Genomic DNA, 22834 nt, shown 5'->3' with positions numbered 1-22834 from the left:
TCCGTTGCAGCGCCTCTCGACCTTGGCGACCAGAGTACCGGATCTCCACAAGGGCGATCCGCCCGAATCGCTCAGCCGCTGGCCAGGGCGGGTTCGGCTTCCCGGATCGTGGGACGGGGTGGTGTGGGTCGTCGCCGGGCGACCAGTTTGCGGCCCACGTCGATCATCGGCGTCTCGACCCAGCGGTAGAGGACGTCGGAGATGACGAGGGCGACGACGGTCACGGCGATCGCGGTCAGTGTCCGGTGAGCGCCAAGCTGAGGAATCGACAGCGCGACCACGGTCGCCGCCACCCCTTGCAGGAGGTACACGGAGTACGACCGCTCGCCGATGAACCGCATCGGCGGGCTGGAGAACAACCAGGCGATCGGACCACGCGGGATCAGCGAGGTGACGAACAGGGCGACCAGCACCGCGTACGTGGTGCCGCCGATCGTGCCACCGTCGTGGAAGAAGGCTTCGATGTCGGTGATGTGGATCTGGAGGACGACGAGGGCCGCGAGCAGGACGAAGCAGGCGATGGGGTGGGTAAACACGCGGAGGACCGCGAAGCCCTTGCGGTAGTGGAGACCGATGGCGAGCGCGCAACCGATGAGGATCGGTGAGTAGGCGCCGGCGTACGGCATCACCGGGATCAGCGCGATCATGAGCGCGATCAAACCGAACGCCAGGCCCAGCCGCTTCGGGAAGCTCAGCGCCGCGATGCCGAAGGCCAGGAACGGCCAGACGAGGTAGAACTTCTGCTCGACCCCCAGAGTCCATGACTGGCCGAAGGGCCCGTTGTGGGCGAACTCGTTCGTGAAGGTCAGGAAGTACGGCATCGCTCCGGAGAGCCCGCTGGACGTGTACTGGCCGCGCAGATAAGTGAACACCACGATGATGCCCAGAACCGCGAAATACACGGGAAGAATGCGGAACGCGCGACGGATATAGAAGTTCGCGAGCGAAATTCTGCCGTTTCGGTCTTCTTCGCGCAGCGCCAGTGTGGTGATCAGGAAACCGGAAAGAACGAAGAAGAGATGGACGCCGATCCACCCGTTGGCCATGGCCCACGACGGTCCTCCGTAGTGGAACACCACCACGAGGAGCGCGGCGATCGCGCGCAGCCCGTCGAGGGCCGGGAATCTCTTCGTGGACAGGTATTGCTCGTGCGTCATCATCATGGCCCCCAGGGCGCGTCACCGGCCGGCCGGCTGGCGAGGATGCGTCACTCTAAAGGGTGAAATACTGCTTCCTGTGAGGGGGCTGTGTAATCGCTGTACGTAGTAGTCGTCGGCGCGGCAACCCTCCGGGCTGTCATCACTTGTTGACGATTGGCAGTGTGTCGTCATTCATGGCCATCTGATAACCGAGCCGAGGTGCGCATGATTCTTGGCACGACTGTGATCACGCGAGTCGGGCAGGATGCCAGGGCCTGAACTCGGTGAAGGAAGGGTTCTGGGTTGCAGGGGCCTAAGGGGGCTCCTGGGCGCCCTTCAGTGTGACGGTAGCCACTCTCGCTGATGGCGGCACATTCGTCGGCAGGGACAACGACGACTTCCTCAAGGAGGTCCTGGACCCGAAGAACCCCGTGGCCCAAACCGTCGACGCGCCGATCCTGTCGCCGCTCCTGCCTTCGCAGGTGTCGGCTTGGGACAACTGCGGCGGTGGCGTCGTCCGAGACGACTTCAACGGCGGTACTTCACGGACGGCGTTCGCCTGCGAGGACACTGAAGCGCCTGCTGATGCGGAGGGGATGGCAAGGCGGACAGCAAACACAGGGCCGTTCGCTGAGCTCGAGGTCTCGATGCAGAAGCGGTCTGTCTTGCGGGCTGCGAAAGCGGCCGGTATCGACCTTGGTGGGGTATCGTTCAAAATCGACCGCAGTTTGGACCTCATGGGCAGAAATGTGTTCGGGCACACTTCTCTGGACGGGAAAATATTAGTCTTTCCTGACGCATTTCGTTCGATGGAGGACCTTGTCAAAACTATCGGGCACGAACGAACTCACGTCATGCAGTTCCGGCTTTACGGAGAACATACGGACAGATCTGATTGGGAACGTGCCGCGTACGCTGCTGAAGAGCAGTTTCTGGGTCTACTATAAGAATCGAGGGAGGTTCTGATGTCGCGTAGGAATGACTGGATGCGGGTGATGGCGTCGATCATCGACGAGAAGCTCGGTCGGATGGGTAGGCATCCGTGCCCTCGCTGCGGCCAGTATCAGCTGGAGTTCAGGTATCTCGGCTACCCTGAGACCAGGTACGCGACGATTTACTTCTGGTGCAATGCATGCCTGCATGGAATCCAGGTGTCCCGGGCCAGGGCTCCTGAAGGTGTTTTGGTTCACCCCATAACGGATCCGGCCGAGTCGAAGGCTATTCCCGACTTCGTGCGTTGTGAGAGTTGATCCGTAACGGTTGAGCTTGTGTGCATCGAAGATGGCGACATGCGATGCACACAAGCTCCTTGTCTCAGAAACCGACGGTCGCCTTCTGGATCTTCACCGGCTTCGCGGGCAACCCGTCCTGCGGGCCGTTCGGGTCGGTCGGGATGATGCCGTTCGCCACGATCCGGTCCAGCACCTCCATGCCCCGCACGACCTTGCCCATCACCGAGTAGTTCTTCGGGATGTTCGCGAACGAGTGCACGATGAAGAACTCGCTGCCGTTCGTGCCGGGGCCCTGGTTGCCCATGGCGATGGTGCCGCGTTCGTAGGTCTCGGTGCCGTCGACCTCGTCCGGGAACTTGTAGCCCGGCCCGCCCTTCTCGGCTTCGTAGATGTCGCCGCACTGAAGGACGCCGAGGCGCGACGAGTTCGTCAGGCGCCAGCACTGGCTGTGGTCGTAGAAGCGCTGCAGCGCAAGGCTCGCCAGGTTGTGGACGGCGCAAGGAGCGGCACCCGCGCGGTTCAGGCGTACGGTCACCGGGCCGTAGTTGAAGCGGAACGTGACGTCGACGGTGCCGCGGGTCAGAGCGAAGGGGAGCGGTCGCAGGACCGGGCGGGCCGCGGGGTTCTCCGGCGTCGGCGTGAACTCGCAGCGCACGATCGGCAAGGACGCCGAAGACGCGGGCGCGGCGGTGGCGACAGCGGGCAGGAACACGGCGGCGAGAGCGGAAACGACAACGGTGACACCCCAGCGCAGCTTCATGAGGGGGAACCTAACTCAAAAGGGTGGTCGTCGGGTAGCGCTTCACGCGGGTCGCGCACGCTGGGTGGCTGTGGCCGTTAGAACACGGACATGATCACTTCGACCCTCGCGATCCTTCTGCTGTTGATCCCGCCGACCGAGATCCGGCCTGACCAGGTCGAACACGTCGCCTTGCCGTGTGTCCAGGCGGGCGCGTCCGCCGACGACGGCGACTCCGCCAAAGCGCTCAATCAGCAACTTGCCACCAAGATGCGCGGCTACATGAACCCCTACAACACCTCGTGCGCCAGAGTGATCGTCGAGACGGTCCAAAGAGCGGGGCTCAACGATCGCGCGGCGGCCATCGCGATCGCCACGGTGATCGTCGAGTCCAGCATCGCCAACCTCGACGGCGGCCTCGGTGACTCGGTCGGGCTCTTCCAGCAGCGCGCGAGCTGGGGATCCTTCGAACAGCGGACCGACCCGGTCTGGGCGACCGGCCGGTTCCTCGCCGTGATGCGGCAGTTCTACCCGAACGACTCGTGGAACAACGTCGCCATCGGGGACGTCGCCGCGGCGATCCAGCGTCCGGCGGCGAAGTACCGGCATCGCTACGGGGTCGAGGCCGGCGACGCGGTCAAGATCGTCAACGAGCTGTGGGCCCAGAACGGCCAATGGCCCCTGCCCACGAAGGTGGACAGGGGCCATTGAGCCGTGAAGGAGCTACTTGCGCCAGGCCGTGCGCTGCTTGCGCATGTCGAGCACCAGCCCGAACATCATCAGCAGGGACAGCCCGATCAGCCACAGGTTCTCGGTCCAGCCGTGGTGGTTGCCGTACAGCATCACCAGCAGGATGATCGCGCTCAGCCAGCCCGCGATCCGCGTCGCCTTCGGGAAGGAACCGTGCCAGCCCCACTCGGCCGACGGCTCGTCGCGGGGGTCAACGGTGTCGACGCCCACCCGGCCGCGCTTTTCGACCGCTTTGCTCGCCACGATCAACTCCTCAAAACCCGATGGTTCGCTTGCCCTCGAATGATCCCACACCTGGCTGCACGCGCCCGACGGGCCCCAAGCGACAATGGCACCCGATGACTACCTCGCGAAGTGTGCTCGTGCTCGGTTCGACCGGTTCGGTCGGCGCCCAGGCCCTCGACGTCGCGGCCCGGAATCCGGACCTGTTCCGGGTCGCCGGGATCGCCGCGGGCGGCTCCGATCCCGCCGCGCTGGCCGCGCAGGCCCTGGCGCACCAGGTCGACGCCGTCGCCATCAGCAGGCCGACGGCCGTGGAGGACCTGCAGCTCGCGCTGTACGCCGAGGCGCAGAAGCGCGGCTACAACCGCGGCGACTTCAAGCTCCCGCGCATCTTCGCGGGGGCCGACGCGGTCGTCGAGATGATCGACGCCACCCCGGTCGACGTCGTGCTCAACGCGCTTCCGGGCTCCCAGGGGCTGCCGCCGACCCTGCGCGCGCTCGCCACCGGCGCCACGCTCGCGCTGGCCAACAAGGAGTCGCTGATCGCGGGTGGCCCCCTGGTCCTGGCCGCGGCCAAGCCCGGTCAGCTGGTTCCGGTCGATTCCGAGCATTCCGCGATCGCCCAGGCCCTGCGCGCAGGCCGCGAGTCCGAGGTCGCCCGGCTGGTGCTCACCGCCTCGGGCGGGCCGTTCCGCGGGCGCAAGCGCGAGGAGCTGGCCGACGTCACCGTCGAGCAGGCCATGGCGCATCCGACCTGGTCGATGGGCCCGCTCATCACGATCAACTCGTCCACCTTGGTCAACAAGGGGCTGGAGCTGATCGAGGCGAAGCTCCTGTTCGACATCGAGACCGACCGCATCGACGTGGTCGTCCACCCGCAGTCGATCATCCACTCGATGGTGACCTTCGTGGACGGCTCGACGATCGCCCAGGCCAGCCCGCCCGACATGCGGCTGCCGATCGCGCTGGCCCTGCACTGGCCGGATCGCGTGCCCGGCGCCGCGGCCGCGTGCGTCTGGGACAAGCCCGCGAGCTGGACTTTCGAGCCGCTGGACAACGACGCTTTCCCCGCGGTCGAGCTGGCGAGGCACGCCGGAGACGCCGGCGGCTGCATCCCGGCCGTCTACAACGCGGCGAACGAGGAGCTGGTGGCCGCCTTCCTGGCACAGAACACCGGCTTCACCTCGATTGTGGACACTATTGCCCAGGTGGTGGAAGCCGCCGACGAATGGCGTCGCGAGCCTCGCGACGTGGATGACGTACTAGCTGCCGAGCGCTGGGCTCGCGCGCGTGCCGGTGCGCTGATCGGTAAGGGGAAGTAGCGCGTGGTCTTCATTCTCGGGATCGTGCTGTTCGCGCTGGGCATCTGCCTGTCGGTCGCGCTGCACGAGGCCGGCCACATGTGGGCGGCCAAGGCCTTCGGCATGAAGGTCCGGCGCTACTTCATCGGCTTCGGGCCGACGATCTTCTCCTTCCGCCGCGGTGAGACCGAGTACGGCGTGAAGTGGATCCCGCTCGGCGGGTTCTGCGACATCGCGGGCATGACCGCGCTCGACGAGGTGACCCCGGAAGAGTCGAAGCGCGCGATGTGGCGCTTCAAGACGTGGAAGCGCACCGTCGTCATGTCGGCGGGCTCGGCGATGCACTTCATCCTCGGTTTCGTCATTCTCTACCTGATGGCCGTCACCATGGGCCTGCCGAACCCCGCAGCGCAGGCCGCCCCCACCGAGGCCGTGATCAGCGCCACGTCGTGTGCCCGCGCGGCCACCACGGTGGAGCAGCTGAACGACACCACCTGCCCGCCGAATGCCCCGACCCCCGCGAAGAGCGCCGGCCTCCAGGCAGGCGACAAGGTCGTCTCCGTCGCGGGCAAGCCGATCAAGACCTGGCGCGAGATGCTCGCGGCCGTCCAGGTCGCCAGCGGGCCGACGCCGTTCGTGGTCGAACGGAACCGGCAGCGGCTGAACCTGACCGTCGACGTGCCGCGCGTGCAGCGGCTGGTCGCCGACGGCTCCAACAGCACCACGGTCAAGGACGTCGGCATGATCGGCGCCTCGCCGATCCAGAACACCGCGCCGCCGCTGCTGACCTACGGCCCGGTCGACGCGGTCGGCGGGACGCTCAGCTTCACCGGCACGATGTTCTCCGAGACCGCCAAGCGGCTGATCGAGTTCCCGTCGCGGATCCCCGCGGTGGTGGATTCCATCTTCGGCGGCGAGCGCGACCCGAACACCCCGGTCAGCGTGGTGGGCGCCAGCCGGATCGGTGGCGAGGCCGCCGAACGTGGCCTGTGGCAGATCTTCGTGCTCCTGCTGGCGAGCCTGAACTTCTTCATCGGCGTGTTCAACCTGCTGCCGCTGCTCCCGCTCGACGGCGGGCATATCGCGGTCGTCTGGTACGAGCGGGTCCGTGACTGGATCCGGAAACTGCGCGGCAAGGCGGCGGGCGGACCGGTCGACTACACGAAGCTGTCCGCGGTCACGATGGTGCTCGTCTTCATCGGCGGCGCGGTGACTCTCCTCACCGTCACCGCCGACATCGTGAACCCGGTCAAGCTGTTCCAGTGACGCGGGAGGGCGGTTACGGAGCGCGCTGTCAGCACCGTTGGGCTGCCCAGGTAATGCTGCTCACCGTGACGGCTGACTTCGTGTATGTCCGCCGATCGGGGTAGGTACGCTTGAAGGCGTGACTGTCGCTCTAGGTATGCCAGCGCTTCCTCCTCCCGTCCTCTCCGAGCGTCGCAAGACCCGACAGCTGCAGGTCGGGCCGGTCGGCGTCGGCAGCGACCACCCGATTTCGGTGCAGTCGATGACCACCACGCTCACTTCCGACGTCAACGCGACGTTGCAGCAGATCGCCGAGCTGACCGCTGCGGGCTGTGACATCGTGCGCGTCGCGTGCCCGTCCGCGGACGACGCCGAGGCGCTGCCCGCGATCGCGAAGAAGTCGCAGATCCCGGTGATCGCCGACATCCACTTCCAGCCGAAGTACGTCTTCGCCGCGATCGAGGCGGGCTGCGCGGCGGTCCGGGTGAACCCGGGCAACATCCGCAAGTTCGACGACCAGGTCAAGGAGATCGCGCGGGCCGCGAAGGACCACGGCACCCCGATCCGGATCGGCGTCAACGCGGGTTCGCTGGACAAGCGGATCATGGACAAGTACGGCAAGGCGACCCCGGAGGCGCTGGCCGAGTCGGCGCTGTGGGAGGCGTCGCTGTTCGCCGAGCACGACTTCCACGACGTCAAGATCTCCGTGAAGCACAACGACCCGGTGGTCATGGTGCGCGCGTACGAGATCCTCGCCGAGCAGTGCGACTATCCGCTGCACCTCGGCGTCACCGAGGCGGGCCCGGCGTTCCAGGGCACCATCAAGTCGGCCGTGGCCTTCGGCGCGCTGCTGCGCCAGGGGATCGGCGACACCATCCGCGTTTCGCTCTCGGCACCGCCGGTGGAAGAGGTCAAGGTCGGGATCCAGATCCTGCAATCGCTGAACCTCAAGGAGCGCAAGCTCGAGATCGTCTCCTGCCCCTCGTGCGGCCGTGCGCAGGTGGACGTCTACACGCTCGCCGAGCAGGTCACCGCCGGGCTCGAGGGCATGGAGGTCCCGCTGCGCGTCGCGGTCATGGGCTGCGTCGTCAACGGTCCCGGCGAAGCGCGTGAGGCCGACCTCGGTGTCGCGTCGGGCAACGGCAAGGGCCAGATCTTCGTCAAGGGCGAGGTCATCAAGACCGTGCCCGAGCACGCGATCGTCGAGACGCTGATCGAAGAGGCCATGCGGATCGCCGAGGAGTCCGGCCAGACGATCGGCGAGGGAGAGCCCACCGTCACCGTCGGCTGAGTGGTCGAGACCACGCCAGGAACGGTCCTTTCTCCGCGAATTTTCGCCAGGAAAGGACCGTTCCCGGCGCTTGGTGGCCTCGACCTGCTGAGGTTCTCTCAGCGTGTCGTCAAGCTTGCGTTCCGTTTATGCCGCTGATCTGGCACCCTGGAGTGGTGTTGCGGCTTGCAGGTGCACGGCTGCTCGATGATCGGGACTATCCCGCGGTCCGTGCCGCGCTCGCCACAGACCCGGTCGGCAGCTGCATGGTCAGTGCCAGGGTGGAGACCGCGGGTCTCGACCCCTGGCGGCTCGGTGGCGAGCTCTGGGCCGCGGATTCCCGTCCGGTGCGCGCGGGCAGGCTCCAGGGGCTGTGCTTCTCCGGGCCGAACCTGATCCCGTTGCGCGGCAACGCCTCCGCTTTGCGTTCCTTCGCCGATCGGGCCCTGCGCCGTCAGCGGAGCTGTTCGTCGCTGGTCGGCCCGGCCGAGCAGGTGCTGGGGCTGTGGGACGAACTCGAGCCGGAATGGGGCCCAGCCAGGGAAGTCCGGCACGACCAGCCGTTGCTGGCGCTCGACGGGATTCCGTCCGTCGCCGCCGATCCGCTGGTCCGCGCGGTACGCCCGGAGGAGCTCGACCGGTATCTCCCGGCCGCGATAGCCATGTTCGTCGAGGAGGTCGGCGTCGATCCCCGCAACGGTGACGGCGGCGCCGGGTATCGCGCCCGTGTCGCGGAGCTGATCGCCGGCGGCCGGGCGTTCGCTCGGTTCGAAGACGGTGAGGTCGTCTTCAAGGCCGAGATCGGCGCGATGTCCTCCACGGTCGGCCAGATCCAGGGCGTCTGGGTGCATCCGGAACGCCGCGGCGGCGGGCTCGGCACCGCCGGGACGGCGTCCGTGGTGAACAGGCTCGTCCGCGGGATGGGCCGCACGGCCAGCCTGTACGTCAACGCCTACAACAGCCCGGCGCTCGCCGCCTATCGCAAGATCGGCTTCCAGCAGGTCGGGCAGTACGCGACGGTTCTATTTTAGAGGACACGGCCAGACCGTGTCGCGTCCGGCCGCATCGGGCCGGGGCTGGCAGGATCCGGGGCATGCCTGCAGGTCGTCGTGTCGCCGTCGTCGTGCTCGCGGGGGTGGTGGGCCTCTCGGCCGCCGGATGCGGGCTCTTCGCCGATTCCGGTCCCGAAGACGCCGTCTCGGGCTTCCTGAACGGGCTCTCCTCCGGTGACGTCGCCGCGGCGGCCTTCTTCACCGATTCGCCGGACGCCGCGCGCGCGTCCTTGGAGATGACGCGGAAGGCGCTTTCCCCCGAGTCGATCAAGGTCGCGGAAACGAAGGTCCAGCACTCGTCCGGCGAGGACAACGGGACGGCGACCTATCAGCTCACCTGGAACCTCCCGCGTGGCCGCGTCTGGACGTACAAGGCCGACGCGCAGGTCCATTCCACCCAGGACGGCTGGAAGGTGCGCTGGCTGCCCACCGCGCTCCATCCGCAGCTGGCCGCGCAGCAGAGCATCGCGCTGAAGGCGGATCCGCCGGATCTCGCGCCGGTACTGGACCGCGACGGGATGCCGTTGCTGCGCCCGCAAACGGTCGTCAGCGTCGTGCTCGACCCGGCGAAGGCGGGCGACCTGGTGGCCGTCACCGACAAACTCGGCGCGGCGCTCAACCGGTTCGAGCCCTCGGTGACCGGGCAGTCGATCCGCGACGGCGTGAAGACGCTCAAACCCGGCTCCGGCTATCCGGTGGTGAGCCTGCGGGCGAACAGCTACCAAGAGGTGAAGCCCGAGATCTACGATCTGCCCGGTGTCCGGTTCAGCCAGCAGGAAAGGCTGCTGCCGGACGACAAGAACTTCGGCAAGCAGGTGCTGCCCGCGGTCCGGTCGCTCGTCGAGGACCAGGTCGAGGGCTCGGCGGGCTGGCGCGTCGTCACGCTCGACACGGGCGGTGGCGAGATCATCGACCTGCACTCCGAACACCCCAAACCGGCGCCCGCGGTCGTCAGCACGCTCAGTGTGAAGGCGCAGGGCTCGGCGGAGCGAGCGCTCGCCCCGGTCCCGACGGCCTCCGCGCTGGTCGCGATCCAGCCGTCGACCGGCGAACTGCTGGCGGTGGCGCAGAACGCCCCGGCCGACCCGCAGGGCGCGATCGCGCTCACCGGCCGCTTCCCGCCGGGCTCCACGTTCAAGATGGCCACCGCCGTCGCGGCGCTGTCCGCGGGCACGGTGCGGGCGGACAGTCCCGTGGACTGCCCCGGCACGGCCACCTTCGAGAACCGGACGGTGCCGAACGAGGGCAAGTTCGCCCTCGGTGTGGTCCCGCTGTCCACGGCGTTCGCCAAGTCCTGCAACACGACGTTCGCGAAACTCGCGACCGACCTGCCGCCCGCCGCGCTGACCGACGCCGCGCGCGACCTCGGCGTCGGCGCCGACTTCGTGATCCCCGGCCTGACCACGATCACCGGTTCGTCGCCGCCGGCGAACACCGTCGCGCAGCGGGCGGAGAACGGGTTCGGCCAGGGGACCGTGGTGACGAGCCCGTTCGGGCTGGCGGTCGCCACCGCGACGGTCCAGGCCGGGAAGGTCCCGGTGCCGACGCTGGTGCGGGGGATGGCCACGACGTCGTCCGGGCTCGGGAAACCGATCAAGCCGGAGGTGCTCGACGCGCTGCGCGGGATGATGCGCGAGGTCGTCACCAACGGGACGGCGACGCTGCTCAAACCCTTGCCGGACGTCCGGGGCAAGACCGGGACGGCCCAGTTCGGCGACGGCACGCACTCGCACGGCTGGTTCGTCGGCTACACCGGAGATCTGGCGTTCGCGGTGCTGACGACCGACGCGGGGACGTCCAGGCCCGCGGTCGAGGCCGCCCAGCGCTTCCTGGCGGGGCTCGGTTAGCCGCCAGGTCGTAGGCTGGGCACATGTCCGTTCGCTCCCCCTTGAAGCCCGGCGTCCAGACGCCGAGGCGAGTCGTCCCCGCCAGCATCGCCCGTCCGGAGTACGTCGATCGGCCGGCGCCGAAACGCGACACGGGCAACGGGGTCCGCACCCCCGAGGTCATCGAGGCGATGCGGGTCGCGGGCCGGATCGCGGCGCAGGCGCTCGAGGAGGGCGGCAAGGCCGTCAAACCCGGTGCGACCACCGACGACATCGACAAGGTGATCCACGAGTTCCTGCTGGACAACCACGCGTACCCGTCGACGCTCGGCTACCGCGCTTTCCCGAAGTCGTGCTGCACCTCGCTCAACGAGGTGATCTGCCACGGCATCCCGGACTCGACGGTGATCGAGGACGGGGACATCTGCAACATCGACGTCACCGCGTTCATCGGTGGCGTCCACGGCGACACCAACGCGACGTTCCTGGCGGGTGACGTCTCGGAGGAGGCGCGGCTGCTGGTCGAGCGCACGCGCGAGGCGACCATGCGGGCCATCAAGGCCGTCCGCCCCGGCAGGCAGCTCAACGTGATCGGCCGCGTCATCGAGGCGTATGCGAAGCGGTTCGGCTACGGCGTCGTGCGCGACTTCACCGGCCACGGCGTCGGCCCGGCGTTCCACACCGCGCCGACCGTCCTGCACTACGAGGAGCCGTCGGTCGACACGGTCATCGAGCAGGGCATGACCTTCACGATCGAGCCGATGATCACCCTCGGCACCATCGATTACGACATCTGGGCCGACGACTGGACCGTCACCACGAAGGACAAGAAGTGGACGGCCCAGTTCGAGCACACCCTCGTGGTGACCGAGGACGGCGCGGAGATCTTGACGCTGCCCTAGGCGGGCTGAAAGGGCCCTTCACCGCATGCGATGCGGTGAAGGGCCCTTTCGTCACGTCTTATGAAGGGAAAGTCCCCTTCAGCTCTCGTCCTGCTCCACCCGGGCCAGGAGCTCGTCCAAGAAACCGCAGGCCTCACTGGCGGCCCGGTCGGCGTCGCGGTCGGCGATGGCCTCGGCGAGGCCTTCATGCCCTATCTCCGGCAGATACTCGCGCCCCGGCGTCACGTTCGACGTGGCGGCCACGCTGGCCGTGATCACCTCGGTGAGCCCGCGGTACATCTCGGTCAGCAGGGTGTTATGTCCACTTTGGACGACGGCGAAGTGGAATTCCGCGTCGAGGCGGGCGAAGTCCTCCCAATGGCCCTCGCGCAGCTCGGCGTTGCGGCGTTCGAGCAGGGAACGCAGCTCGGCGACCTCCTCCTCGGTCCGCGACACGGCCGCGAGCCGGGCGCCCTCGACCTCGAGGATGCGCCGCACCTGCAGCACCTCGCGCAGTTCCGAACCGCACAACCGCCGGATGGCGCCCGAGACCTCGCTCGTCGCCCGCACGTAGGTCCCGTCGCCCTGGCGGACCTCGAGCAGCCCCGTATGCGCGAGCGCGCGAACGGCCTCGCGGACGGTGTTGCGCCCGACGCCGAGCTGCCCCGCCAGCTCCGGTTCCGTCGGAATCCGCTGACCGATGGGCCATTCTCCCTGCGTGACGGCGTCACGCAGCTGCTCGATGACCTGATCGACCAGGCCGGCACGGCGCGTGGTGGCCAATGGCACAGCGTTGTCCCTTCATCCAATCATCCTATGTATGTGATACTAGCCGACGTGCGTGTCGACTCCCGAGAATCCGTGGCCCCGTTCGATGAAAGCCTTGAACTCGAAGGTTCGATCGAAACGGAGTGGCGACCGGGAGTGATCACCGGCGGCGTGCTGCTCGGTGTCGCGGTGATCCTGGTGGCCCTCAATCTGCGGCCCGCGATCACCAGCGTCGGCCCCATGCTCGGCGAGATGCGCGACGACCTCGGCGCCACGGCGACCTGGGCCGGCGTGCTCACCACGCTCCCCGGCCTCTGTTTCGCCGCCGCCGGACTCGCCGCGCCCCTGCTGGCCCGCCGGTTCGGCATCGGCGCGGCCATCGCGTCCGCGCTTTCGGTGCTGGCGGTCGGCCTGGTGCTGCGCGTGATCGACGGACCGTACGTCGTGCTCGGGGGAACCCTGGTGGCCACGGCGGGAATCGCCTTGGCGAACGTACTGATCCCGGTCGTCATCAAGGACTCCTTCCCGGCGCGTGTGGGCATGATGACCGGCGTGTACACCGCCGCTCTGCAGGGCGGGGGCGCCCTGGGGTCCGCGCTCACCCCTCCCTTGGAGAACGCGTTCGGCGGCTGGCGTCAAGGTCTCGGCGCCTGGTCGGTTCTTGCGGTACTCGCACTCCTCGTCTGGATTCTCGCAGCCCGTGGTGCGGGGCGTGCGCCCGTCGCGGAGGCAGGCAAGCAGGGTAGCGGGCGATCGCTCCTGCGTAGCCCCCTTGCGTGGATGGTCACGCTTTTCTTCGGCACTCAGGCCTTTTTGGCCTACGTCGTGATGGGCTGGCTGCCGGAGGTGATGATCGACGCTGGGGTGAGCAAGGGTGATTCCGGGCTGCTGCTCGGACTGATCTCGCTCATCGCCGTCCCGATCAGTCTCGTGGTGGCGCCGATGGCCGCCCGGCACAAGAGCCAGAGCCCGTGGATCGTCGGGCTCGGGGTTCCCGGCTTCGTCGGCATGGCGGGCATGATGATCGCGCCCGCCGCCTCGCCGCTGCTCTGGTGCCTCCTCATCGGGCTCGGGATGAGCGTCTTCTCGCTCGCGCTGACGGTGATCGCGCTGCGGGCGCGCACCGGCGAGGACACCGCGCGGCTGTCGGGGATGGCGCAGGGCATCGGCTACCTGATGGCGGCCGTCGGGCCGTTCCTCTTCGGGCTGCTTCACGACCTCACCCACGGCTGGACCGTGCCTTGGATCATGATGCTCGTGGTCTTCGCCGCGCAGATGACCTTCGGTGCCTTCGCCGGTCGTCGCCGCTTCGTCTGAACGCGTTCAAAAAACTTCTTGACCCGTCCCGGGGCGGAGCCATAACCTGATCGAGTTGAACCCGTTCAAAACTCGGTTCCGGGGGGTCGGTGTGGTGGAGGGACTGGCCTACGGGACGGCTCTGGCTTGTTTCGCCGCGGTGTGCGTCGCCGTGGTGCCGGAGCGGGCCCCAGCGGTGCTTTCGCCGCACGAGTTCTACCGCGCCGTTGACCGGGTGTGCGTGCGGGTGTGGAAGGACAGCGGCGCCGAGATCCAGCGCTACTGGCCGGATCCGGAGGGGGACGCCGCGACGGAGCTGCGCAAGTGGCAGCACTTCGTCGCGGTGAAGGTGGACGACGCCAAGGACGTCCTCAAGGGGGCGACGGGGGTCCGCGCGGTGCCGGGAGGGGCGGCGTCCGCGCGGGAGGAGTTCTTGGCGGCGATCCGCCGGTACATCGAGGCGGGCGAGCGGTTTTCCGGGGACGGGGCCCGCTCGGCCGCCTTGTTGGGCGCCTCGGACACCGAGATGAACGCGGTGAGCGCGCTCGCGGTGCGGAACGGGGCCGGCGCCTGCGACCGCGTCGTTTAGTCCTCTGAATGCGGCCTGGGGGAGGCGCATTCAGAGGACTGGATGTGGGGTAAGGCAAATGCGGGCACGTTGCGAAAGCCACTTTCGAGACGCCCAACGTTGTGAAAGTGGCTTTCGCAACTTCAGTGGAGGCGGCACGCGCCGCTGGCGCGGCCCTTGGTGAACCCGCGGTCGAGACGTGTCGCGAAAGCCACTTTCGAGACGTGTGATGTCCTGAAAGTGGCTTTCGCGACATGGTCGCTGAGCGGCCGCGAACGGTCTGCCGCCGCGACCCGCCGCATTCAGAGGACTAAACGCGACAGGGTGGTCAGTCCAGCGGAAGGTTCAGCAGCGCGTTCTCGACCAGCTCCGGCATCGCCGGGTGGATCCAGTACTGACCGCGCGCCATGCTCTTCGCGTCCAGCCCGAAGCTCATCGCCTGGATCAGCGGCTGGATCACCGAAGACGCCTGCGGGCCGATGATGTGCGCGCCCAGCAGCTGCCCGGTGGCCGGGTCGGCGAGCAGCTTCGCGAAACCGGTGGTGTCCTCCATCGCCCAGCCGTAGGCGATGCCGGCGTAGTCCTGATGCGACGTCACGTACGACACGCCACGCTCGCGCGCCTCGCGTTCGGTCAGCCCGACCGAGGCGACCTGCGGCGAGGTGAACACCGCGTGCGGGACGAACCGGTGGTCGGCTTCGATCCGCTCGTCCGGGTGCAGCAGGTTGTGCTGCACGACGCGCTGCTCGTGGTTCGCGACGTGCTTCAGCTCGAAGACCGACGAGATGTCGCCGAGCGCGTAGATCCCGTCGACCACGGTCTGCTGGTACTCGTCGACCACGACGTGCCCGCGCTCGCCCGTGGTCACGCCGGTGGTGGCGACGTCCAGGAGGTCGGAGTTCGGCGTGCGGCCGGTCGCGACGAGCAGCACGTCGGCCTCGACGGTTTCGGCGCCCTGGGGGCCTTCGAGATCCAGCGCGACGCCCGACGCGGTCTTGCGCGCGCGGACGGTCTTCCGGTCGAGCCGGACGTCGAACCGCTGCGCGGCCAGTTCGGTGAACCGGGCGCTGACGTCGTCGTCCTCCGACCGCAGCAGCGCGCCGGAGCGGTTGACCACGGTCACGTTCACCCCGAACGAGGCGAAGACGTGCGCGAACTCCGCCGCGATGTACCCGCCCCCGAGGATCACGATGCTCGACGGCAGCTCGTCGAGCCGCATCACCGTGTCGGAGGTGTGGTAGCCGGTTTCGGCGAGGCCGGGGATGTCCGGGATCACCGGCCGCCCACCCGCGGCCAGCACGAACTTGTCGGCGGTGATCGTCTCGGCGGGGCGGCCATCGGAGTAGCTGACCCGCAGCTCCTTGAGCCCGGTGAAGCGGCCTTCGCCCTCGTACACGGTGACGTTCTTGTTGTCCTCGTGCCCGACGCGGTACTCGCGGCCACCAGCGGCGATCGGGTCGATCCGGCCGAAGATCCGGTCGCGCACGTCGCGCCAGCGGACACCGGTCAGCTCCTCGTCGACGCCGAACTTCGACGACGTGGCGGGGGTGGCCGCGACGTTGGCGGCGTGCACGAACATCTTCGTCGGGATGCAGCCCACGTTCAGGCAGGTGCCGCCGAACGTGCCCTTCTCCACGATCGCCGTGTTCCAGTCCGCGAAGCGCGGGTCGAGGATCGAGTTACCCGATCCGGTACCGACGATCACCAGGTCGTAGTGGGGCACGCTGTCTTCCTTTGCGGCGGGGAGCGGGTGGTTCCGACTCTAGCCAACTCGGCCCGGCGGCCGGTTGTTCCCGGGTCAGCGTCCGGTGGAGCTGAAGTGCATCCGGTCCGTCGGTGTCGTCCAGGTGCCGCCCCAGGTCCAGCCGATCGCGGAGAAGGCGGCCACGGTCGGATCCCTGGGCGTGATCATCCCCGGCCGCCGGTTTCCCCGGTCGAGGTACGCCGACGAGAGTTCGGGCAGGACGAGGTCGCCCTTGGTGTACGGGTTGCAGAACGGGTCGACGTCGATCGCGAGCCCGTAGGCGTGCGCCGACCAGTTCGTCTGGCCGCGCGCTGGACGGCAGACGAAGGCGTTGGTGTTGTTCCCGTCACCCGTCGGGGGAGCGGTGAGTTCGGCGGGAGCGGTCACACGCATTTCCTCGATCGGGAATCGCGCGGCGAACAACTGCCCGAATACGGTGACGACGGCGTGCGCCACCGACGCGTTCACGAGCATTTCCCCGGTGTGCGCGCGGCCGTCGAAACCCCAGAACGACAACGTGAGATAGCGCAATTCGCCCGCCGCGACCGGGCAGCCCGCCTGCCAGGTGCTGCGCGCGAGGACGTCGGCGGGAACGGGATTCACCGTGCCCGCGAACCGGTTTCCGGCAGGTGGGGGAAGCAGGTCCGCGGTCGGCAGCGAACGGTTCGCCAGTACCGGAGGAGTCGGGAGGATCTGCCCGAAACCGTCACCGCGCAAGGGAAGCGGCTTCGCACCGACCTGCCAGACTGGTGCGGGCGGCGGGGCCGAGGTGGCCGGAGCCGTTGCCGCCGAAGAGGTTTCCGCGGGACCGCTGGTCACGGGCGGCGTGGGCGGCGTGGGCGGCGATGGACTCGAACACGAGAAGAGCAGAAGGGCCGTAGCCGCCAGAATCGTCGCCGTAGCCCGCACGTCGTCCAGAGTGACAGATGCGTTCGGTGAGCACAGGTCCACCCGTTTCAGTGACACCGCATCGGGCTTTCTCCGATTAGGGTATTCGCGATCGCTTGTGTACGCGCTGGAGTCGAATGACTTCCCAGGGTTTGACCGTACGTACGCCCCGGTGAAGGGACAGAACATGCCCAAGAAGTCACGTCGCACGCTGCTGCTCGCGGTCGGAGCGGTTCTCGCGACGGCCGTGATGGTGCCGGTCGCGGTCAACAGCGCGTCGGCGGACGACAGCGCGGTGAGTGGCCCGGATCAGGCCGCCCAGCCGCGGATCGTCGGTGGCGGCAAGGCTTCGCTCTCTCAGTACCCGTATGCGGTCTACCTGGCCGATCGCAGCGGCAACCAGTACTGCGGCGCGGTGATCGTCAGCTCCACGACGGTCGCGACGGCGGCGCACTGCGCGGTCGCGGTCAAACGCGCCGACGTCCGGGTGGTGGCCGGGCGGGAGGACAAGCGCTCCCGGGACGGCATCGAGCTGCGTGTCTCGCGGGTCTGGGTCAGCCCCGACTACAGCGGCAATCCCGGCAATGGCGACGACATCGCGGTGATGACGGTCAGCGGTCAGCTGCCGTACCGGCCCGCGAAGGTCGCCGACAACGGCAACGCCGACCTGTACGAGGAAGGCACGAAGGCGACGGTCCTCGGCTGGGGCCGGGTCGCCGACGGCGGCGCGCGGTCGGACTACCTGCGCAGCGCGGTCGTCCCGGTGGTCAGCGACAAGACCTGTCGCGAGGCGTACTCGGGCTACGACCCGGGCGACATGGTGTGCGCGGGCTACCCCGAAGGCGGCGTCGACGCCTGCCAGGGCGATTCGGGCGGACCGCTCATGGTCGGCGACACGCTGATCGGGATCGTGTCGTTCGGCGAAGGCTGCGCGAAGGCGGGCAAACCCGGCGTGTACACCCGTGTTTCCCACTTCGCGAACGAGATCTCCCAGCAGAACAGCCGGGGCTTGATCGGCTGATCGGTGCCTTCTTCACGTCCGATGTGCTAACAAGTGGGCGTGAGCACCGACACCCCGATCATCGAGACCACGTCGTTCCCGCTGTCCGTCGCCGGTGACGAGATCACCGCCGCACAGCTGCACGGCATCCTGCGCCTGCGCGTGGACGTGTTCGTCGTCGAGCAGGACTGCGCCTATCACGAGATCGACGGACGCGATCTCCTGCCCGGCACCCGGCACCTCTGGATCGGGGGTTCCGTCGCCGTCGATTCGTACCTGCGGGTGTTGCAGGACGCCGGCGGCACCTTCCGCATCGGCCGGGTGTGCACGGCCGTCCGCTCACGCGGCAAGGGACTGGCGGGACGGCTGATGGAGACCGCGCTCGCGGGGATCGGGGACGCGCCGTGCGTCCTCGACGCGCAGACGTACGCGACGAGTTTCTACGCCAAGTACGGCTTCGTGGCCGAAGGCGATGAGTTCCTGGAGGACGGGATCCCGCACATCACGATGTGGCGCCGGGAGGCGCCGTAGCCGTGATCACCCCGACCGCGCGGTCCACGTCGGCCTCGGTGAGGTCGGCGCGCGCGGTCAGGCGCAGGCGAGAGATGCCGTCGGGCACGGACGGCGGCCGGAAGCAGCCGACCCGCACGCCCTGATCGGCGCACGCGGCCGCCCACGCGACCGCCGCCTCCGGAGACGGCGCCTGCACCGAGATCACCGCGGCGTCCGGGAGACCGACCCGGAAACCCGCCGATTTCAGCTGCATCGCAAGGTTTCCCGCGGCTTCCGTCACCTTGGTGGCCAGCTCCGGCTCGGCCTTCAACGCGCTGAGGGCGGCCAGCGCGGCGGCGGCACTGGCGGGCGCGAGCCCGGTGTCGAAGATGAAACTGCGCGCGGTGTCCACGAGATGCTTGATCACGCGACGCGGCCCGAGCACCGCTCCGCCTTGCGCCCCAAGGGATTTCGACAGCGTGATCGTGGTGACGACGTCCGGCGCGCCGGAGAGCCCCGCCGCGTGGACGGCGCCGCGGCCGCCCTCGCCGAGGACGCCGAAGCCGTGCGCGTCGTCGACGAGCAGTGACGCGCCGTGCTCCCGGCAGACACCGGCGAGCTGCTCCAGGGGGGCGATGTCGCCGTCGACGGAGAACACGGAATCGGTGACGACGAGCGCACGCGGTTTGCGGCGGGTCGCCAGCGCGTGCTTGAAGGCGTTCGGGTCGCTGTGCGCGACGGCGGCGATGTCCGAGCGGGACAGCCGGCAGCCCTCGATGAGCGAGGCGTGGATGTACTTGTCCGTGACGATCGCGGAATCCGCGCCGGACAGGGCCGTGACGGCGCCGAGGTTCGCGGTGAAACCGGACGAGAAGACCAGCGCGGCCTGAGCGCCGCAGAAGCGGGCGAGCTCGTGCTCGAGTTCGGCGTGGACCTCGGTGGTGCCGGTGACGAGACGGGAGCCGGTCGCCCCGGCGCCCCAGCGCAGCGCGGCCGCGGCCGCCGCACCGGCGACGCGCTTGTCCCTGGCGAGCCCGAGGTAGTCGTTGCCGGCGAGGTCCAGCTCCGGTTCCTGCGCCTGCCGGATGCGCAGCTTGCGCACCAGCCCGGCCTCGGCCCGCTTCTCAGCCTCCACGTCGAGCCAGTCGAAGACCTGGTCGGGCGGGAGGTTCTGGGAGGCGGGGCCGGGAGAAGTCACGCCCCGCAGTCTCCCATCCGGCGTTTCCCGTTGGACGTGGTGGTCCCCACAGCGAACGCGATGAACGGGCCGTGCCTTGCGGAATTCGCAAGGCACGGCCCGTTCATGGCACTAGCCGCCGGGAGAACCGGCTTCAGTTGTGTCAGCTGTCGTAGCTGCGACGCGGGCGTCCGCCCGGACGCTGCGGACGGCCGTTGCCGCCACCGGACTCGCCACGACGCGGGCGGCCGCGGAAGCCGCCGGGACGGCCGCCTTCGCGGTGACCGTGACCCTCGCGGGAGCCCTGGTAACCACCGCGGTCGCCGCCGCCGTAGCCGCGGCCACCGCCACGACGCGGGGACTCGCGACGACGCTCGACGACCGGCTCGCCGCTGGGCTGCTGCGCACCGGTGATACGAGCGAGCTCGGCGTCACCCGGGCGGACCGTGGTCTGCTCGGCGCGGACACCGGCGCGGTCGGTCATCCGGCGCACCATGCGGCGCTGGTCGTGGGTGACCAGCGTGACCACGACACCGGACGCCCCGGCGCGGGCGGTGCGGCCGGCGCGGTGCAGGTAGTCCTTGTGGTCGGCGGCCGGGTCCACGTGCAGCACCAGCGAGATGTCGTCGACGTGGATACCGCGCGCGGCGACGTCCGTGGCGACGAGGACGGGCGCGAAGCCCTCCTTGAAGTCCGCGAGGACGCGGTTGCGCTGGCCCTGGGTCTTGCCGCCGTGCAGGGCGGCCGCGTGGACGCCCTTCTCGCGCAGGCGCTCGGTGAGGCGGTCCACGTGGTGCTTGGTGCGGACGAACATGATCGTGCGGCCCTCGCGGGCACCGATCTCGGTGATGATGTCCTGCTTGTCCTGGTGCGACACCTGGAACACGTGGTGGTCCATGGTGGTGACGCTCGCGGTCGACGGGGCGACCGAGTGCGTGACCGGGTCGGTCAGGTACGCGCGGACCAGCCTGTCGACGTCACCGTCGAGGGTGGCCGAGAACAGCAGGCGCTGGCCGCGGGCCGGGGTCAGGTCGAGGATCTCGCGGACCTGCGGCATGAAGCCCATGTCGGCCATCTGGTCGGCTTCGTCGAGCGCGACGAAGTTGACGTCGGACAGCGACGCGGTGCCCTGGCGGACGTGGTCCGACAGCCGGCCGGGGGTGGCGATCAGCAGGTCGACGCCGCGGGAAAGCGCGTCGGCCTGGCGGGTGAAGGCCATGCCGCCGACGGCGGTGCGGCACCACAGGCCGAGGGACTTGGCCAGCGGGGTCAGCGAGTCGGCGACCTGCATGGCCAGCTCGCGGGTCGGGACCAGGATCAGCGCGCGCGGGTGCTTCGGACGGGCGCGGCCGCCGTTGAGCCGGGTCAGCATCGCGAGGCCGAAGGCCAGGGTCTTGCCGGAACCGGTCTGGGCGCGGCCGAGCACGTCGCGGCCGGCGAGCGCGTCGGGGATGGTCGCCGACTGGATCGGGAACGGGGAGGTGATACCGGCGTCGGCCAGAGCGCGCAGCAGCGGCTCGGGAAGGCCGAGTTCCGCCCAGGTCGTCGCCTTGACCGTCTCGACGGCGTCTTCACGCAGCATCGCGTCACCCGCGGGGCGGGTGCGCGGCTTGCGGTGCTGACGCGCCGACGGTGAGACGTGGCCGGAGTTGAACGTGACTGTCACAAATGCCTCTCGGACGTGGCACGTCGCAAGGAGGCCCGGGCTGCCCGCACGCAGGCAAGGCAAGATGGTGTGCACAGATGGGCGTTCACAGGGACGAACCCGGCACACCGCGTCTGCGTGACACCGCGCGCCAATTGGTTGATACGGATACCGCGAGCCATTCGGTTGGCTTTGGAGGCGACGGACACCACTCATCCACGCCGCCGGTTGCGGTCTGTCACTACTGTACCGGACCGTTATCCCGCCTCCCAACCGGAGGGACCGATTGTGGGCAGGGTCTCCACCTCGGGGTCTTTCCCGGCGTGATCGTGCCGGGAAAGACCCCTTCGAGACACTGTGGACGGTCAGCGGAGACCGGCGATCTCCTGCAGCTCCTCGATCAGCTCCGGAATCGCCGTGACCCGCTCCGGCAGCCCCCGCGAGTGGAACCACGTCGCGATGTTCCGCACGTCCCGCGCGAGGAACTCCAGCCCGCCGGGATTGGCCACGATGTCGACCACCTGCGGCAGATCGATCACCATGATCCGCTCACGGTGGACGAGCAGGTTGTACGCCGAGAGGTCGCCGTGCGCGAGCCCCTGCGACGCCAGCAGTTCCAGCATCGCCGAAGTCTGGAACCACAGTTCCCGCAACTGATCGGGCTCCGGCCGGACCTGTGCCAGCCGCGGCGCGGCCGTCTCGCCGTCACCGAGGAATTCCAGCAGCAGTTCGGTGCCGTCGCGCTGTACCGGATACGGCACCGGCGCGCCGACCGTCCACAGTCTGCTGAGCGCGCCGAATTCCGCCACGGCCCACTGTTCGGCGATGAGGTTGCGGCCGAAGCTGCTTCGCGACTCCATAGCCCGCATCTCCCGCGAACGCCGCATCCGCCTGCCTTCGAGGTAACCGGCGTCGCGATGGAACAGGCGGTGCTCGCCACTGCGGTACCGCTTGGCGGCGAGCACGACGCCCTCGGTGCCGGGCAGGTTGCGCCGGACGAGATGGACGTCCGCCTCCTTGCCGGTTTTGAGGATGCCGAGCTCGGTGTCGACCGCCGCCAGTTCGGTGATCACCCAGTCCGGGCGCGGCAACGGCCCGTGCTCCGCTTCTCCCCAAGTGCTCCAGCGGTCGGCGCCGTCGGGGATGGCGGTTTCGGTGTAGGCGTCCTCACGCAGCCGGGCGAGCCGGACGCGTTCGGCCTCGGTGAGCCGCCCGCCGCGGGTGGGTTCGGGTTCGTCGTCGAAACGGGCACGACGGGTGCGGCTCGGACGGTTGTAGGTTTCGTCTTCGAGATCGTGCTTGCGCACTGGTGGGTTCTCCTGGTTCAGGGATGCCCCACCGGGCGAGCGTCGTGGCTCAGCCTCGAGGGGCGAGTGGATGGGGGCGGACGACGCCCCGGACAGTCATCAGCACGAGGCACCTCCCAGTCGCATCCACCGGCTCCCTGCCGGATCGCGCACGATCATCGCGGACGCCGTGAGGCGTGCGCAACCGAATTAATTCTCGTGAGTGCACCGGCCGGCTCGACGTGTCGCGAAAGCCACATTAGGGACATCAGACCACGCGCAAGTGGCTTTAGCGACAAGCCCGCCCCACAGA

21 protein-coding genes are annotated in these 22834 nt (G+C 68.7%); 12 read left to right on the top strand and 9 right to left on the bottom strand.

Annotated elements, in window-relative coordinates:
* Window positions 1-71: 71 nt before the first annotated feature.
* Window positions 72-1160, bottom strand: coding sequence for an acyltransferase family protein (locus ACIRGA_RS00645; protein ID WP_400935665.1), 1089 nt, complete (start codon window positions 1158-1160; stop codon window positions 72-74).
* Between the two features lie 320 nt (window positions 1161-1480).
* On the opposite strand from ACIRGA_RS00645, the gene ACIRGA_RS00640 reads away from it, so the two are divergent.
* Window positions 1481-2086: a hypothetical protein gene (locus tag ACIRGA_RS00640; RefSeq protein ID WP_400935217.1), complete on the top strand. Its 606-nt coding sequence runs from the start codon at window positions 1481-1483 to the stop codon at window positions 2084-2086.
* A gap of 367 nt (window positions 2087-2453) precedes the next feature.
* Here ACIRGA_RS00640 and ACIRGA_RS00635 read toward each other — a convergent pair whose 3' ends face one another.
* A complete protein-coding gene (locus ACIRGA_RS00635) occupies window positions 2454-3131 on the bottom strand; it encodes a peptidylprolyl isomerase (RefSeq protein ID WP_400935214.1) in 678 nt (225 codons plus the stop codon).
* Window positions 3132-3221: 90 nt separating this feature from the next.
* On the opposite strand from ACIRGA_RS00635, the gene ACIRGA_RS00630 reads away from it, so the two are divergent.
* The gene (locus ACIRGA_RS00630; RefSeq protein ID WP_400935212.1) at window positions 3222-3821 is read left to right on the top strand and encodes a hypothetical protein; all 600 of its coding nucleotides are present in this window, start codon (window positions 3222-3224) and stop codon (window positions 3819-3821) included.
* A 12-nt stretch (window positions 3822-3833) separates the two neighbouring features.
* On the opposite strand, the gene ACIRGA_RS00625 is transcribed toward ACIRGA_RS00630, so the two are convergent.
* Complete coding sequence (locus ACIRGA_RS00625; RefSeq protein ID WP_378248013.1) at window positions 3834-4103, bottom strand: DUF2631 domain-containing protein; 270 nt, start codon at window positions 4101-4103, stop codon at window positions 3834-3836.
* 95 nt (window positions 4104-4198) lie between these two features.
* Between ACIRGA_RS00625 and dxr the strand changes: the two genes are divergently transcribed.
* The 6 genes from dxr to map all read left to right on the top strand — a co-directional run bounded on the left by dxr (window position 4199) and on the right by map (window position 11678).
* Window positions 4199-5404, top strand: coding sequence for a 1-deoxy-D-xylulose-5-phosphate reductoisomerase (dxr, locus tag ACIRGA_RS00620; protein WP_400935210.1), 1206 nt, complete (start codon window positions 4199-4201; stop codon window positions 5402-5404).
* Between the two features lie 3 nt (window positions 5405-5407).
* Window positions 5408-6649 carry a M50 family metallopeptidase gene (locus ACIRGA_RS00615; RefSeq protein WP_400935208.1) on the top strand — a complete coding sequence of 414 codons (1242 nt, stop codon included), beginning with the start codon at window positions 5408-5410 and terminating at the stop codon, window positions 6647-6649.
* Window positions 6650-6767: 118 nt separating this feature from the next.
* Window positions 6768-7919 (top strand): flavodoxin-dependent (E)-4-hydroxy-3-methylbut-2-enyl-diphosphate synthase, encoded by a 1152-nt coding sequence (gene ispG / locus ACIRGA_RS00610; RefSeq protein ID WP_400935205.1) that lies wholly within the window; start codon window positions 6768-6770, stop codon window positions 7917-7919.
* 155 nt (window positions 7920-8074) lie between these two features.
* Entirely contained in the window at window positions 8075-8929 is an 855-nt protein-coding gene (locus tag ACIRGA_RS00605; RefSeq protein WP_400935203.1) for a GNAT family N-acetyltransferase, read from the top strand.
* A gap of 62 nt (window positions 8930-8991) precedes the next feature.
* Window positions 8992-10797, top strand: a complete 1806-nt coding sequence (locus tag ACIRGA_RS00600) for a penicillin-binding transpeptidase domain-containing protein (RefSeq protein ID WP_400935201.1) — start codon at window positions 8992-8994, stop codon at window positions 10795-10797.
* A gap of 23 nt (window positions 10798-10820) precedes the next feature.
* The gene (gene map, locus ACIRGA_RS00595) at window positions 10821-11678 is read left to right on the top strand and encodes a type I methionyl aminopeptidase (protein WP_400935199.1); all 858 of its coding nucleotides are present in this window, start codon (window positions 10821-10823) and stop codon (window positions 11676-11678) included.
* Window positions 11679-11756: 78 nt separating this feature from the next.
* On the opposite strand, the gene ACIRGA_RS00590 is transcribed toward map, so the two are convergent.
* Entirely contained in the window at window positions 11757-12446 is a 690-nt protein-coding gene (locus ACIRGA_RS00590; protein ID WP_400935197.1) for a FadR/GntR family transcriptional regulator, read from the bottom strand.
* 48 nt (window positions 12447-12494) lie between these two features.
* Here ACIRGA_RS00590 and ACIRGA_RS00585 point away from each other — a divergent pair, with 48 nt between their 5' ends.
* Together ACIRGA_RS00585 and ACIRGA_RS00580 are read left to right on the top strand one after the other, a co-directional pair.
* Window positions 12495-13742, top strand: a complete 1248-nt coding sequence (locus ACIRGA_RS00585; RefSeq protein WP_400935196.1) for a CynX/NimT family MFS transporter — start codon at window positions 12495-12497, stop codon at window positions 13740-13742.
* Between the two features lie 91 nt (window positions 13743-13833).
* Window positions 13834-14310, top strand: coding sequence for a hypothetical protein (locus tag ACIRGA_RS00580; protein WP_400935195.1), 477 nt, complete (start codon window positions 13834-13836; stop codon window positions 14308-14310).
* 307 nt (window positions 14311-14617) lie between these two features.
* Here ACIRGA_RS00580 and ACIRGA_RS00575 read toward each other — a convergent pair whose 3' ends face one another.
* Window positions 14618-16012 carry a mycothione reductase gene (locus tag ACIRGA_RS00575; protein ID WP_400935193.1) on the bottom strand — a complete coding sequence of 465 codons (1395 nt, stop codon included), beginning with the start codon at window positions 16010-16012 and terminating at the stop codon, window positions 14618-14620.
* A gap of 75 nt (window positions 16013-16087) precedes the next feature.
* Window positions 16088-16852, bottom strand: a complete 765-nt coding sequence (locus ACIRGA_RS00570; protein WP_400935191.1) for a M15 family metallopeptidase — start codon at window positions 16850-16852, stop codon at window positions 16088-16090.
* Between the two features lie 256 nt (window positions 16853-17108).
* Here ACIRGA_RS00570 and ACIRGA_RS00565 point away from each other — a divergent pair, with 256 nt between their 5' ends.
* Window positions 17109-17942 carry a S1 family peptidase gene (locus ACIRGA_RS00565; RefSeq protein ID WP_400935188.1) on the top strand — a complete coding sequence of 278 codons (834 nt, stop codon included), beginning with the start codon at window positions 17109-17111 and terminating at the stop codon, window positions 17940-17942.
* Window positions 17943-17975: 33 nt separating this feature from the next.
* Window positions 17976-18452 carry a GNAT family N-acetyltransferase gene (locus tag ACIRGA_RS00560; RefSeq protein WP_400935186.1) on the top strand — a complete coding sequence of 159 codons (477 nt, stop codon included), beginning with the start codon at window positions 17976-17978 and terminating at the stop codon, window positions 18450-18452.
* Here ACIRGA_RS00560 and ACIRGA_RS00555 read toward each other — a convergent pair.
* The 3 genes from ACIRGA_RS00555 to ACIRGA_RS00545 all read right to left on the bottom strand — a co-directional run bounded on the left by ACIRGA_RS00555 (window position 18424) and on the right by ACIRGA_RS00545 (window position 22542).
* Window positions 18424-19611, bottom strand: coding sequence for an 8-amino-7-oxononanoate synthase (locus tag ACIRGA_RS00555; RefSeq protein WP_400935184.1), 1188 nt, complete (start codon window positions 19609-19611; stop codon window positions 18424-18426). The two genes, ACIRGA_RS00560 and ACIRGA_RS00555, sit on opposite strands and share 29 nt — an antisense overlap.
* A 142-nt stretch (window positions 19612-19753) precedes the next feature.
* Entirely contained in the window at window positions 19754-21256 is a 1503-nt protein-coding gene (locus ACIRGA_RS00550) for a DEAD/DEAH box helicase (protein ID WP_400935181.1), read from the bottom strand.
* A 344-nt stretch (window positions 21257-21600) separates the two neighbouring features.
* Window positions 21601-22542 (bottom strand): serine protein kinase RIO, encoded by a 942-nt coding sequence (locus ACIRGA_RS00545; RefSeq protein WP_400935178.1) that lies wholly within the window; start codon window positions 22540-22542, stop codon window positions 21601-21603.
* Window positions 22543-22834 lie beyond the last annotated feature (292 nt).

It is taken from the genome of Amycolatopsis sp. NPDC102389 (assembly GCF_044765885.1).
Lineage (GTDB): Bacteria > Actinomycetota > Actinomycetes > Mycobacteriales > Pseudonocardiaceae > Amycolatopsis.
Note: the sequence above shows the minus strand (reverse complement) of the source record. Positions and strands in the feature narration are given on the sequence as shown.